Annotated in this window: 11 protein-coding genes; 6 read left to right on the forward strand and 5 right to left on the reverse strand. The window is 40.2% G+C overall.

Features of this window, described 5'->3' with window-relative positions; translation table 11 throughout:
* Position 1: 1 nt before the first annotated feature.
* The 3 genes from H5122_RS11610 to H5122_RS11620 all read right to left on the reverse strand — a co-directional run bounded on the left by H5122_RS11610 (position 2) and on the right by H5122_RS11620 (position 2,870).
* Positions 2–1,075 carry a homocysteine S-methyltransferase family protein gene (locus H5122_RS11610; RefSeq protein WP_007376157.1) on the reverse strand — a complete coding sequence of 358 codons (1,074 nt, stop codon included), beginning with the start codon at positions 1,073–1,075 and terminating at the stop codon, positions 2–4.
* The gene (gene metA / locus H5122_RS11615) at positions 1,065–2,012 is read right to left on the reverse strand and encodes a homoserine O-succinyltransferase (RefSeq protein ID WP_002958117.1); all 948 of its coding nucleotides are present in this window, start codon (positions 2,010–2,012) and stop codon (positions 1,065–1,067) included. The genes H5122_RS11610 and metA overlap by 11 nt, the downstream gene beginning before the upstream one ends.
* A gap of 210 nt (positions 2,013–2,222) precedes the next feature.
* Entirely contained in the window at positions 2,223–2,870 is a 648-nt protein-coding gene (locus tag H5122_RS11620) for a porin family protein (protein WP_182682205.1), read from the reverse strand.
* 333 nt (positions 2,871–3,203) lie between these two features.
* Here H5122_RS11620 and ettA point away from each other — a divergent pair, with 333 nt between their 5' ends.
* From ettA to H5122_RS11640, 4 genes are all read left to right on the forward strand, one after another.
* The gene (ettA, locus tag H5122_RS11625; RefSeq protein ID WP_039486820.1) at positions 3,204–4,877 is read left to right on the forward strand and encodes an energy-dependent translational throttle protein EttA; all 1,674 of its coding nucleotides are present in this window, start codon (positions 3,204–3,206) and stop codon (positions 4,875–4,877) included.
* 154 nt (positions 4,878–5,031) lie between these two features.
* Complete coding sequence (locus tag H5122_RS11630; RefSeq protein WP_002958114.1) at positions 5,032–5,397, forward strand: PilZ domain-containing protein; 366 nt, start codon at positions 5,032–5,034, stop codon at positions 5,395–5,397.
* Positions 5,398–5,450: 53 nt separating this feature from the next.
* On the forward strand, positions 5,451–6,359 hold the full coding sequence (locus tag H5122_RS11635) for a histone deacetylase (RefSeq protein WP_182682204.1): 909 nt from the start codon (positions 5,451–5,453) through the stop codon (positions 6,357–6,359).
* 62 nt (positions 6,360–6,421) lie between these two features.
* Positions 6,422–6,925: a TlpA disulfide reductase family protein gene (locus H5122_RS11640; protein ID WP_182682203.1), complete on the forward strand. Its 504-nt coding sequence runs from the start codon at positions 6,422–6,424 to the stop codon at positions 6,923–6,925.
* 1 nt (position 6,926) lies between these two features.
* Here the strand turns inward: H5122_RS11640 and H5122_RS11645 are convergent, their stop codons facing one another.
* Together H5122_RS11645 and H5122_RS11650 are read right to left on the reverse strand one after the other, a co-directional pair.
* Positions 6,927–7,928, reverse strand: a complete 1,002-nt coding sequence (locus tag H5122_RS11645; RefSeq protein ID WP_182682202.1) for an AraC family transcriptional regulator — start codon at positions 7,926–7,928, stop codon at positions 6,927–6,929.
* Positions 7,912–8,832: a GGDEF domain-containing protein gene (locus H5122_RS11650; protein WP_182682201.1), complete on the reverse strand. Its 921-nt coding sequence runs from the start codon at positions 8,830–8,832 to the stop codon at positions 7,912–7,914. The genes H5122_RS11645 and H5122_RS11650 overlap by 17 nt, the downstream gene beginning before the upstream one ends.
* 297 nt (positions 8,833–9,129) lie before the next feature.
* On the opposite strand from H5122_RS11650, the gene H5122_RS11655 reads away from it, so the two are divergent.
* On the forward strand, positions 9,130–11,433 hold the full coding sequence (locus H5122_RS11655; protein WP_182682200.1) for a TonB-dependent siderophore receptor: 2,304 nt from the start codon (positions 9,130–9,132) through the stop codon (positions 11,431–11,433).
* Positions 11,434–11,494: 61 nt separating this feature from the next.
* Positions 11,495–12,469, forward strand: coding sequence for a metallophosphoesterase (locus H5122_RS11660; protein ID WP_182682199.1), 975 nt, complete (start codon positions 11,495–11,497; stop codon positions 12,467–12,469).
* The last annotated feature ends 9 nt before the right edge of the window (positions 12,470–12,478 follow it).

The following is a 12,478-nucleotide window of genomic DNA, read 5'->3' on the forward strand; positions in this document are numbered from 1 at the left end:
CCTAGTTTAAGTTACAGGCTTCAAGACCTGATAAACGCATGCGTACTTCAAGCTCTGGCAGTTGGCGTGGTTTAACGCCTGCTAAACCTTTTGCAAAAGCACGAATATGCGCAGGCGTGGTGCCACAACATCCACCTACTATATTAATAAAGCCCGATTTACCCCAATCGATAATTTCGGCTGCCATTTCAGGCGCTTCTAAGTCGTATTCACCAAACTCATTAGGCAAGCCCGCATTAGGGTGTACCGATGTAAAGGTTTCGCACACGCGCGAAAGCTCTTCTACATATTGGCGCAGTAAATCAGGGCCAAGCGCGCAGTTTAAACCAATCGAAATAGGCTTAATATGGCGAATAGAGTTATAAAATGCTTCGGTTGTTTGCCCAGAAAGCGTACGCCCTGAAGCGTCGGTAATAGTGCCCGAGATCATAACTGGTAATGTGCGCCCTGCTTGCTCAAAGGCTTCTTCTACACCAAACGAGGCGGCTTTTGCATTAAGCGTGTCGAATATAGTTTCAATTAGTATTAAGTCGGCGCCGCCTTCCATTAATGCAAGGGTAGACTCTACATACGCAGTAACCAGCTTATCAAAGGTGACGTTTCGGTAACCCGGATCGTTTACGTCTGGCGAAATTGAACACGTTTTAGATGTCGGCCCTAAAACACCGGCTACATAGCGCGGCTTTTCTGGCGTTTTAGCCGTAAATTCATCGCAAATTGCGCGTGCTAATTTAGCCGACTCTACGTTTATTTCACGGCTTAGGTTTGCCATGTCGTAATCTTCCATCGAAATAGTGGTCGAGTTAAACGTGTTGGTTTCGATAATATCGGCGCCCGCCGATAAAAAACCACGATGAATATCAGTGATTAAGTCGGGCTTAGTTAGGCTTAATAAATCGTTATTGCCTTTAATTAATACATGCCAGTCTTTAAAACGCTCTCCGCGATAGTCTTCTTCTTCTAGCTTATGATCTTGGATCATGGTGCCCATAGCGCCATCTAAAATTAAAATGCGTTCTTTTAATGCGGCGCTTATTTCGGCTTGCTTATTATTTGTAGGCGCGTTATTCGGCATAGTTGTTAGTCCTCACGTCTTGGCTAACTAAATTAATATCATACGGTGTGGTTTGGTACACGTAGTAATTTAACCAGTTCGAAAAAAGTAAAAAAGCATGGCTTTGCCACGTTTTTGAAGGTTGTTTGGTTGCATCGTCATCCGGAAAGTAATTTTCGGGCTTTGGTGCATTAGGGCTTTTTTTACAATCGCGCTCGTATTCTGCTTTTAGCGAGTCGGCGTCGTACTCTGGGTGGCCGGTTATAAACACTTGGCTACCCGATTTGTTTTTAAGTAAGTAAGCCCCTACTCGCTCAGAACCTGCCAGTACAACGAGTTCTTCACAGGCGTTTATTTTATTTATATCAATATGGCCGTAGCGTGAGTGCGGTACTAAAAAGGTATCGTCGAATCCGCGAGTCAGTGCACCGTGATCAAAATAACACTGGTGAGTAAATACGCCACACAGTTTATCGTCTTTTAAATCGCGTTTTAAATTGTAACGGTGATATAACGCTGCATGCGCTGCCCAACACGAAAACAACGTAGAGGTAACGTGTTGCTCAGCCCAATCAATAATGACTTTTAGCTCATCCCAATACGCTACATCGTCGTATTCTAAATGCGCAAGTGGCGCACCGGTTACTATTAATGCATCGTAATTGTTGTCTTTAACCTCAGAAAAATAACGGTAAAAGGTATCAAGGTGCTCTTCTGAATTGCTGCTACTGCGGTGAGTGTCGAGGCGCAGTAGTTCTACGTTTACTTGCAAAGGCGAATTGGCAAGTAAGCGAATAAACTGAACTTCGGTTTCTACTTTATTAGGCATCAAGTTTAAAATAGCCAAACGCATTGGGCGTATTTCTTGCGTTTTTGCACGACTTTTTGGCATTACAAATACGTTTTCTTGACGTAAACGTGCAATTGCCGGCAACTCGTCTTTTACTGTAATTGGCATACTTTACTCCTGCTCATAAAAACCGAGGCTTAATTATGAACTGAAAGTAAAAAATATCAACCTCTAGATGTATAGATGTCCAAATGAAATTTATTCATGGTTTTTTTAAGACTTACTAAAAGCTATAGATGAGGGGCAGTGCATTTATATTGAAGTACTTTGTTTTAGTGAATTGAAACAGCGCTACTAAAATCAGTAGCGCTATTATAATTAAAAACGATAATTTACAGATAAATTAAGAGCGTAAATATCGCCTTCATTTGTATCAAAATATTGGTATTCAGCACTTACTTGCCAGCGTTGAGTTAGCCTAAAGTCAATGCCGGTTCCGTACGTTACGCCGCCTTCATCGTAGTTTTGCTCAGTTATTAGCGTAGAATTTGTATCTGTACCAGTTATTGATTCTGCAAGGTTTTTTAAGTCGCCTTCATTGTAACTTAATTTATTTCTACCATAGCCACCAAATAAAAACACATCAGCTCGAGATGAAATTGGATAATTAGCTTTTACAAATATACTTGTTTGCAAATCAAGGCTCGAATCGATTTCGCTCTTAATGAATTCTGAACTAAGCGAGCCGTCCTGTGGGTTCTGAGTGTAAACAATTCCGTGTAGAGGCGTTGACTCATCATTTAACCCAAACCCTATACGCCCTTCTAATGCAAAGTAACGCGAAAACTGATATCCAAACCGGCCGTAAAGCGTTGTAAACTGTATGCTATCACTCTCGTATACATCAATTTGCGTAGACCCTATCCCTATTCCTTGGTAATAACCATTTACATGGAGTATGTCTGCTTGGCTCGAAAATGAGTATAAACCTAAAAGTAATGCCCCTAACTTTGTAACTATATTCATGTTCATTCCTTTAAACCTTTGTAATATTTAATAATGTGATGTTGAACAACAAACTAAGTGTGGCCTGCCTATATAACTTGCTTATACTTTACAGTTTGTAAATATACTGTACCACTTTTGTTAAAAATGGAATGTATTTGAACAATATAAAACAATAGATTACAGAATTTTACACAATAGAAATCCTGTAATAGTAGTGTTTTTAACGAGCAATCAAAACAAAGTACCGCTTAGGTAAGTGTATTGTTCTATACAGCATTCGTTGACTGTTTCACCCGTCAGCCACTACAATACAACATTGAAATTTTTATTATTATTTGAAGGCTTTCCTCCATGGTTTTACCTGATAAATTTATATTCTCGATGAGTCGAGTATCTAAGGTTGTGCCACCTAAGCGCACTATCTTAAAAGATATTTCGTTGCACTTTTTTCCTGGCGCTAAAATTGGTGTGCTTGGTTTAAACGGTTCTGGTAAATCTACGTTACTGCGTATTATGGCCGGTGTTGACCAAGATTTTGAAGGTGATGCACATCCTCAGCCTGGTACTAAAATTGGTTATTTACCGCAAGAACCTATTTTAGACGAAAGTAAAACAGTACGTGAAACTGTTGAAGAAGCTGTTGGCGAAGTTAAGCATGCACTTAAACGTCTTGACGAAGTGTATAACGAATACGCCATGGAAGACGCTGACTTTGACGCACTTGCAAAAGAGCAAGGCGAGCTCGAAGCTGTTATTCAAGCGCACGATGGTCATAACATCGACAACGTTTTAGAACGCGCAGCTGATGCACTTCGCCTGCCAGAGTGGGATGCTAAAATTGAGCACCTTTCAGGTGGTGAGCGTCGCCGTGTTGCTATATGTCGATTATTACTTGAAAAACCAGACATGCTTATTCTTGATGAGCCTACTAACCACTTAGATGCTGAGTCGGTTGCATGGTTAGAGCGCTTCTTACACGATTACGAAGGCACTGTTGTGGCAGTAACGCATGACCGTTACTTCCTTGATAATGTAGCTGGTTGGATATTGGAGCTTGACCGTGGTGAAGGTATTCCATGGGAAGGTAACTACTCTTCTTGGCTTGAACAAAAAGATGCGCGCTTACAACAAGAACAAAAATCTGAAAAAGCTCGTCAAAAATCAATTGCGCAAGAACTTGAATGGGTTCGTTCAAACCCTAAAGGTCGTCAAGCTAAGTCAAAAGCACGTATGGCTCAGTTTACTGAAATGCAGCAGTCTGATTACCAAAAACGTAACGAAACTAACGAGATGTTTATCCCACCTGGTCCGCGTTTAGGTGACCAAGTACTTGAAGTAACTAATCTTCGTAAGAGTTTTGGCGATCGTGTTTTAATTGATGACTTAAGCTTTAGCATGCCAAAAGGTGCCATTGTGGGCATTATTGGTGCGAATGGCGCGGGTAAATCAACACTGTTTAAAATGATAAGCGGTGAGCAAACGCAAGACAGCGGTAGCATCAGCGTTGGCGAAACAGTACACCTAGCTACTGTTGATCAGTTCCGCGACGGTATGGACGAAAGCAAAACTGTTTTCCAAGAAATATCAGACGGACAAGACGTACTGAAAATTGGTAACTTTGAGTTCCCAAGCCGAGCATATGTAAGTCGCTTTAACTTTAAAGGTAACGATCAGCAAAAGTTTGTTAAAGACCTATCAGGTGGTGAGCGTAACCGTTTACACCTTGCTAAGTTATTAAAAGCTGGCGGCAATGTGTTACTACTCGATGAGCCAACCAACGACTTGGACGTTGAAACACTACGTGCACTGGAGAACGCTATTTTAGAGTTCCCAGGTTGTGTAATGTGTATCTCGCATGACCGTTGGTTCCTTGACCGTATTGCTACACATATTTTAGATTACCGTGATGAAGGTCAAATTAACTTCTTTGATGGTAACTACACTGAATATGAAGAGTGGCTTAAAAAGACCCTAGGCGCTGAGGCAACTCAACCTAAACGTATTAAATACAAAAAAATTGGCTAAAAATATTGGTTAATTTTATGTTTGTATAACTTAAGCCTTGCACTTTGCAGGGCTTTTTTATGCCACCAGCATTACAGGAGCACATCTTGCTAGCATGTAGAGAATTACCCGCTATGCTTAATTTATTATAAAAACAGTAAGGCTAAATTAGGTTATGCAAAATCGTCGACAGTTTTCTCGTGTGCTATTTTCAACTAACGCTCTGTTATGTTTTGATAGCCAACAGTATCCGTGTAAATTACTCGATCTATCGCTACATGGCGCGTTGGTCACTAATTGTGATGCATTTATTGGCAGCCACAATACGCAAGCAATACTGCGTTTTACATTGCCTCAAAGCGATATAGAAATAAAAATGGAAGTAGTAATTTGCCATATTGAAGCCGATCATATTGGTTTAAAATGCCATCATATTGATATAGACAGTATTACTTATTTAAAGCGATTAATAGAGCTAAACTTAGCCGATGATGAGCTACTGCATCGCGAATTAGCGTCACTTATTAATGACTCACAATAGACTCATTCTCTTAAGTTGATTACCATAGCGCAAACTTTATAAAGCTTGTAAATATGCGCTTAAATCCTCATTTGCCTTTGGTATACCATCCTAACTACTCGTTTAGCTTTGATCCCAAGCATCGCTTTGTAATGAGTAAATTTGCACATTTATATCAACATGTTGCAGAGCTTGGTTTAATCGGCAGTAACCTAGTTGAGCCAATATTAGGCACGCCAGAGCCCCTTGAGCTTGTGCATTGCGATAATTATATCCAAGATTTATGGCTCAACCGCTTAGATGAAAAAGCAATGCGTCGCATTGGTCTACCTTGGTCAAAAGAGCTTATGGCACGTACCTTTACAGCTCCTCAAGGTACTTTACAAACAGCTCGTTTAGCACTTAAACATGGTATAGCGTGTCATCTTGCTGGTGGTACACATCACGCACATAATGACTTTGGTTCAGGTTTTTGTATGGTTAACGATTTGGCCTTCACCACGCAAACTTTAATTGAATCGGGTGAGGTAACTAACGTACTTATTTTTGATTTAGACGTGCACCAAGGTGATGGCACAGCCGCAATGTTACAGCATCAACCCTATGCGTATACTTGCTCTATCCATTGTGAAAAAAACTTCCCCTTTAGAAAGTCCGCTAGCGATTTAGACATTGGCCTGGCAAATAATATGAAGGACGACGAATACCTTGCCGTAGTTGACGACACCTTGAGTTATTTACTTAAAGAGCTAAACCCAAGCTTGGTACTTTACGATGCTGGCGTTGATATTTGGCAAGGCGATGGCTTGGGTAAATTAGATATCAGCTGGGATGGCATAGTTAAGCGTGACCATTTAGTGCTAAAACGCTGCCTTGAACATAATACACCTGTAGCTACTGTGATAGGTGGAGGTTACGATAGAGATCACCTTCGCCTAGCAAAGCGCCATGCTATTGTTGTTGAACAAGCGGCTGGCTTTTAGTTTGAAAGAAAAATGTTAAATTATCGTTCTTATTTAATATGTAAAATAAAAACGAGCATATTATGAAACAGTTATTTATTACCATCACGCTAATTTTATTAAGCTTTACAGCTTACGCACAAGATACAAGCTCAGAAGCAACATACCCTAAGCTACCTACATTAAATTTACAAATGGCTGATGGTTCTGCTCTCAACACTCAAGATTTATTAGGTCAGCCTTACGTTTTACACTTTTGGGCAACGTGGTGTCCGTATTGTAAAAAGCTGCAGCCAGCACTTCAAAAAATTGATGATATGGGCTTAAAAGTTATTGCCGTGAGCTTTAAAGAAGATGACGATGCCATTCCCGCTAAAGCACTTAGCGAAAGAGGCTATACTTTTAAAACAGCTGTAAAAGCCGATGCAATAGCACAGCAATTAGGTATACGAGGCACACCTACTACATTGTTTGTAAATAAAGAAGGCAATGTAATTTGGCTGACTAATACGTCAAATCCAGAAGATCCAAACCTACATTTAAAGGCACGAACATTGTTGCACTCCATCGACATGGCAACTGAGTAACTTATTGCGCTTTTAACTGATTAGGTGTTAAGCCCGTCCAGCGTTTAAAGGCGCGCCGAAAGTTAGGTATATCGTAAAAAGCTAAATGTTCAGCGACTTGTTCGTTATGTTTAGCGCACAGAGTAAGTAGGTAAATAGCTTTGTGCTTATTTTGCTCATCTATTAACGCTGAAAAGCGTACCCCATTGAGTTTGAGTCTGCGCTTAAATGTAGCTGAGCTCATAGCAAAGTGCTTTGCGGTACACTCTAAATTAGCATTTGGGTGAGAGTATAAGTATCTGCAGACGGCTTCAATAAAAGTCATGCTAACTACGCTTTTATTATGTAGCTGCGACTGCGCTTGCATAAATCGTAATTGACTCGCGTGCGGGTTTTTAGCCCTTAACATGGTTTTATTTAATACCCAGCGAGTACATGGCTTATCAAAACTTACCTTTAGCCCTAAATTTTGTTCGTACTCTTGAATATGCCGAGGGCGTTTAAAAGCAAAGTCGAACTGACAATGCGGGTAACTTTCGCTCACTCGTTTAAGTAAACTATAAAATGCAGTGCTGTATATCTCTAGCACATAGTGGTAAAGGCTTTCATCAAACCCATGTGCTGGCTGAATATAAATATAAACATTATCGTTTTTAATATACGTTTGGCTAAACAGCAAAGGCGCTAATTGCATTCTTAAAAGTGATAATTGCTTTAATACTTGAGCTAAATTATCGCTATATATTAATGCCTGAGCTTCGGCTCGCGTGTCGTTAATAAGTTGGCTACCGAGTAAAAAACCACTGTCAGTACTTTTCATCAACAACTTAAATTGAGCTAATAAACGCACCTGCTGAGACATACTAAATGTATGCTGAAAATTAAGTAAGTCTTGTTCAAAAATACCGGTACCGCGTAGCAGCTTATGTAAATTTATGTTTCGGCTTTGAGCAAGCTCTACAGCTGACGTAATAAGCCCTTGAGCGCTTAAATATTTGTCGTCTTGGCTAACAAACATGTGCACGGTGCGCTACTTTTAGTTGATGCTTTTTTTGTTGTAATTGACTATGCAGTTGGCTTGTTAGTTTACCTGTACTGCTATGCTTATTACCTTGTATTAAGGAGGTAGTGACATATTGAAACTTTGCTTTTTTAGATGCTTCAACTTTAAATGCACAATGCTTTAGAGCTCCTTTAATTTGTGCCATCAACTCTTTAGCTTGCTGCTCTGTGGTGGCTGGCATCAATACCATAAAGCAATCTCCTGCGTAGCGGCACACTACATCACTTAGTCGGCAATTCATTAACAATAGCTCGCTAATTTCACGCAGTAACCGGTCGCCCTCACTAAAGCCAAACTCACTATTAAAATGCGAAAAATCACGAATATCAATCGCGCCAAGCCAGAGTGGTTGTTTGCTCGTAAGTTGCTCTTTAATTGCAGAATCTAGGTACTGCGCTTTATAAAGGCCCGTTATTGGACACACCTTATCGTACTCACGTAAATGCGCTTCACGGCGGCGTAGCTGACGATTTAATACGTACTGCTCTTGATGCCAATAATACAAACCCACACTAGTTAACAACATGCCTAAAGGTGCTGGCAGAGATTCAATCCAACTGAGCCATTGATGGGCGGGATGCATTAGCCATTCATCAAGTAAATCTAGGGTTGCCGAGAACATAAATAACCCAACACCTATTACTAAGTAAGTGGTTACTTTACTCGGTGGTCTTGAAATTAATAACGCGGTAATCCATACAAGAGTCATTAATACAATACCGCCCTCCCCCATAATATCGAGCCACTGAATACTGGCGTAAGTTTTTAATACACCTAAATAACTACTTAAAAACACAGCGCTAAAAAACATCGCAATAATAGCGTTTATTAATAATCGGTGGCTGATAAAGGGGTTAAATCGCATGTGCGGTATCTCGTTTATAAATGAGTTTTAAAGTTAGTTCATACAAGTTTTTGTTAGCAGGGTCATATTAGCTCAGCTATATGACAACGAGATGATACCTACTTTTAAAATAGCCCTGCACGGTACATAACACCTGACTTTTCAAGGAGTGATAAAAGCTCAATACGTTCTACATATTGCTCAAATACCTCTAAATACATGTATTAAACCTAAACCCTGTCACATTTACGTAATCAAATATCTTTAGCTTGCTCGCCATACCAAGAAGCAACCCAGCAATAACCAAGAGCAAATACAATGAAAGACTTTAAAATAAAAGCACTGGTAGCCGCATTAGCCTTATGTAATTTGACGGCTTATGCAGAAGATGATGCAAAAGAAACCACAAAAAAAGATATCGAAGTTTCTGACAAAATTGTTGTATACGGTGAAATTGGCTACAGAAACCGCTCAGACGAACTCGCACCAACCTTGGAGTATTCACAAGAGTACTTTCAACGTTTTGAACCATTGACCGCAGGCGATGCATTAAAACGAGTACCCAGTGTTACATTTTTATCGGATGTGCTTGAATCGGATGGTGCACGTATGCGGGGGTTAAGCCCTGCTTATACAAAGGTGCTTATAAACGGTGAAGAAGTACCAGGCGCTGGTGCCGATCGTTCATTTTTTGTTGACCGAATTCCGGCTGAGTTAATTGAACGCGTTGAAATAATTCGCTCTTCAAGTGCTAACCGCTCAGCCGATGCTATTGCGGGCACATTAAATATTGTATTGCGCGATGGTTACAGTTTAGATGGCGGTTACTTGCGTGCTGGTGGCTTGCTTTATGACGATGGTGAATTTAAAGAAAGCTTAGCTGCAGTGTACGGTACTGAATTGGCTGGTGGGCGCTTATTACTTGGTGCAAATTTACAAGGCAGATATAACCCAAAACAAAAAAATAGTTTGCGCTACGGCGATAGCCCTGAAAACAATATAAACTTTCAAACAGAAGAATTTGATAACCGCGAAGACCAATCTGACACTCGCGATGGCGACGACACGTCACTTAACTCCAGCTACGAAATTGTTTTTAACGACGATAGTCAGTTTAATATTAGCGCTATGTGGGTTGATACAGAGCGTACTGAGGATGAACGTTCATTTGAATACAACGACCCAACTGCAACCAATAACGATATTGTAAATGGCGGTAACTTAGAAACAGATAATGCGAATGTTAAATATATTGACCAAACTAATTACAACATCAATACCGCTTATGAATTTCCACTACTAAGTGGCACAAGTAAGTTTAAATTTGGCTTTGCTCGGTTTGAAGAGTCTGTTTATGAGGAAGAAGTCGAATTAGATACCTCAGAGCTGCCGATGGTATTTGAAGAAGAGCAAACTAAAAGTGAAATAGATGATAAAGAATGGACTCTACAGTGGCAACACAGCCAACCTTGGGGTGACAGCAAAGAAATTCAGTTTGGTGCATTTTTACAAAATAAAAAACGCGACAGTGAAATTTTAGAATCGCAAAACGAATTAGAACTTGCACTTACCAGTTGGGAGCAATACGCAGCAACACCTTTAACGCTTGCTACATTTAATAGCGAGTACGAAGCGGTTACTGGTGGTGTAAATACTTTAGAAGAAGATCGCTTTGACTTATTTGCCCTTGTTAAGCACAAAGATGATTTATTTGCTTGGGAGCTGGGCGTTCGCTGGGAGTCTACCGATTCTAAAATTAATGATAAAACAATTGGCGTGAGCGAAAATAATAGTTACGACTTTATCCTCCCCTCGGCACACTTTCGTTATAACGTTAGCGAAAATGGGCGTATAAGTGCATCGATTGCGCGTAGTTTACGCCGCCCTGAGTTTGATTTTTTAACGCCGGCACTTATCGAAAAAGAGCTTGGCGATAACGACCAACTAGGGAACCCTGAATTAAAACCAGAATCAGCTTGGGGTATGGACTTAGGCTACGAGTATCGCTTAGGAAAAAGTGGCGTTGTAGGTATTAATTTATTTTATCGCAAAGTAAATGACCTAATAGAAATAGCAAATACAGGACAAGAAGGCTCTGAGGGCGAAGGTACATTTGTACTGCAACCACGCAACACCGGCGATGGTAATGTTAAAGGAGTTGAGCTTGATTTATCTACTCCACTTGGCGCATTTAGCATGCCTAATACGGGTGTATTTTTAAACTACTCATGGCTTGATAGTGAAGTAACTGACTTTTTTGGAACTCGCAAATTTAACGACCAATCAGACTACGTTTATAACGTTGGGTTTATTCAAGACCTACCCGAACTCAAAGCTGCATTTGGCGTAACTTACCGTAAGCAAGGTGATGCCTATGGACGTATTGTAGGTGAAGAAATAACTACATCTTACAGTGCCGACTTTGAAGTGTTTTTAGAAAAACGTTGGGAAGATGTAACGCTACGCTTGGTGGGTTCAAACCTACTTGATGCAAGTAAAGACGAAACCTTTAATAAATTTGATACCGTTGAAGATCAGTTTAGTAGAAGCTTTGATGAGTACGAAATTGAATCTGAAGAAGCGGGACCGGTTTATCAACTTATGCTGCGTTACGCGTTTTAAATAAGTTTATGAGGTAGTGCTAATCACTTTATTTAGCGCTGCCAAACATGAGAGAACTATAATGATAAAAAAAACATTACTGCTAATAACAGTTGGTCTATGCAGTATACAAAGCGTATTGGCAAACGTAACGTACACCGACACATTATACGAGCAACAAAAAATTGCCAACTTGACGGTGCTGCCTAAGAGCTTAAATTTTACGGTTATTGGTGATTGGGGTCATAACGGGCACTTTTATCAAAAAGACGTAGCACACCAGTTAGAAATAGCGATGTTTCAGACGGATGGTGATTTTACTATTTCAACTGGCGATAACTTTTATCCCAATGGCGTGGCAAGTGTTAATGACCCGCTTTGGCAAAGTGCCTATGAAGATATTTACCATGGTCCACATACATTCGAGCCTTGGTATGTAGTACTGGGTAATCATGATTATTTAGGTAATGCGCAAGCACAACTTGATTACAGTAAAAAAAGTCAGCGCTGGAATTTACCTGCACGCTATTACAGCAAAACCTTTACTTTAAAAGGTGGCGAGCAGATATTAATGGTGTTTTTAGACACTAATACTTTAAACCCTGAATACAATACACGCGAAAAATACAAAGCAACTCAAGGGCAAAACAGCCAAGCGCAATTAACATGGTTAAATAGCCAACTCTCAAATAGCCAAGCTCGATGGAAAATAGTGGTTGGTCATCACCCACTTTATAGCAGTGGAAAACGTTATGGACTTACTGAAGGTTTACGTAATTTACTCGAGCCCATATTTGAGCAAAATGGTGTGCAAGCATACATAGCAGGACACGAACATGACCTGCAACATAACCAAATAGATGGCAGTAAACTCGACCACTTTGTATCTGGTGGTGGTAGCGAAGCGCGTTACGTAAAACAACGTGAATTTACGCGTTTTGCAGAAGCTACTCCAGGATTTTTGAGCTTTTCGATTAACAATGAAGCACTAAAAGCAACGGCTATTAACTATAAAGGCGAAGTGCGTTACAGCACTCAAAAGCGCTTTGACCAATAAAAGGTTACA

Source organism: Pseudoalteromonas sp. SG43-8, from assembly GCF_014164245.1.
Classification (GTDB): Bacteria; Pseudomonadota; Gammaproteobacteria; order Enterobacterales; family Alteromonadaceae; genus Pseudoalteromonas; species Pseudoalteromonas distincta.

What these genes read in the sequence shown, in the direction of transcription:
- metA (WP_002958117.1), bottom strand. Translation starts at nt 2,012, where the DNA reads ATGCCAATTACAGTAAAAGACGAGTTGCCGGCAATTGCACGTTTACGT.
- H5122_RS11620 (WP_182682205.1), bottom strand. Translation starts at nt 2,870, where the DNA reads ATGAATATAGTTACAAAGTTAGGGGCATTACTTTTAGGTTTATACTCA.
- H5122_RS11640 (WP_182682203.1), top strand. Translation starts at nt 6,422, where the DNA reads ATGAAACAGTTATTTATTACCATCACGCTAATTTTATTAAGCTTTACA.
- H5122_RS11655 (WP_182682200.1), top strand. Translation starts at nt 9,130, where the DNA reads ATGAAAGACTTTAAAATAAAAGCACTGGTAGCCGCATTAGCCTTATGT.
- H5122_RS11610 (WP_007376157.1), bottom strand. Translation starts at nt 1,075, where the DNA reads ATGCCGAATAACGCGCCTACAAATAATAAGCAAGCCGAAATAAGCGCC.
- H5122_RS11630 (WP_002958114.1), top strand. Translation starts at nt 5,032, where the DNA reads ATGCAAAATCGTCGACAGTTTTCTCGTGTGCTATTTTCAACTAACGCT.
- ettA (WP_039486820.1), top strand. Translation starts at nt 3,204, where the DNA reads ATGGTTTTACCTGATAAATTTATATTCTCGATGAGTCGAGTATCTAAG.
- H5122_RS11660 (WP_182682199.1), top strand. Translation starts at nt 11,495, where the DNA reads ATGATAAAAAAAACATTACTGCTAATAACAGTTGGTCTATGCAGTATA.
- H5122_RS11635 (WP_182682204.1), top strand. Translation starts at nt 5,451, where the DNA reads ATGCGCTTAAATCCTCATTTGCCTTTGGTATACCATCCTAACTACTCG.
- H5122_RS11650 (WP_182682201.1), bottom strand. Translation starts at nt 8,832, where the DNA reads ATGCGATTTAACCCCTTTATCAGCCACCGATTATTAATAAACGCTATT.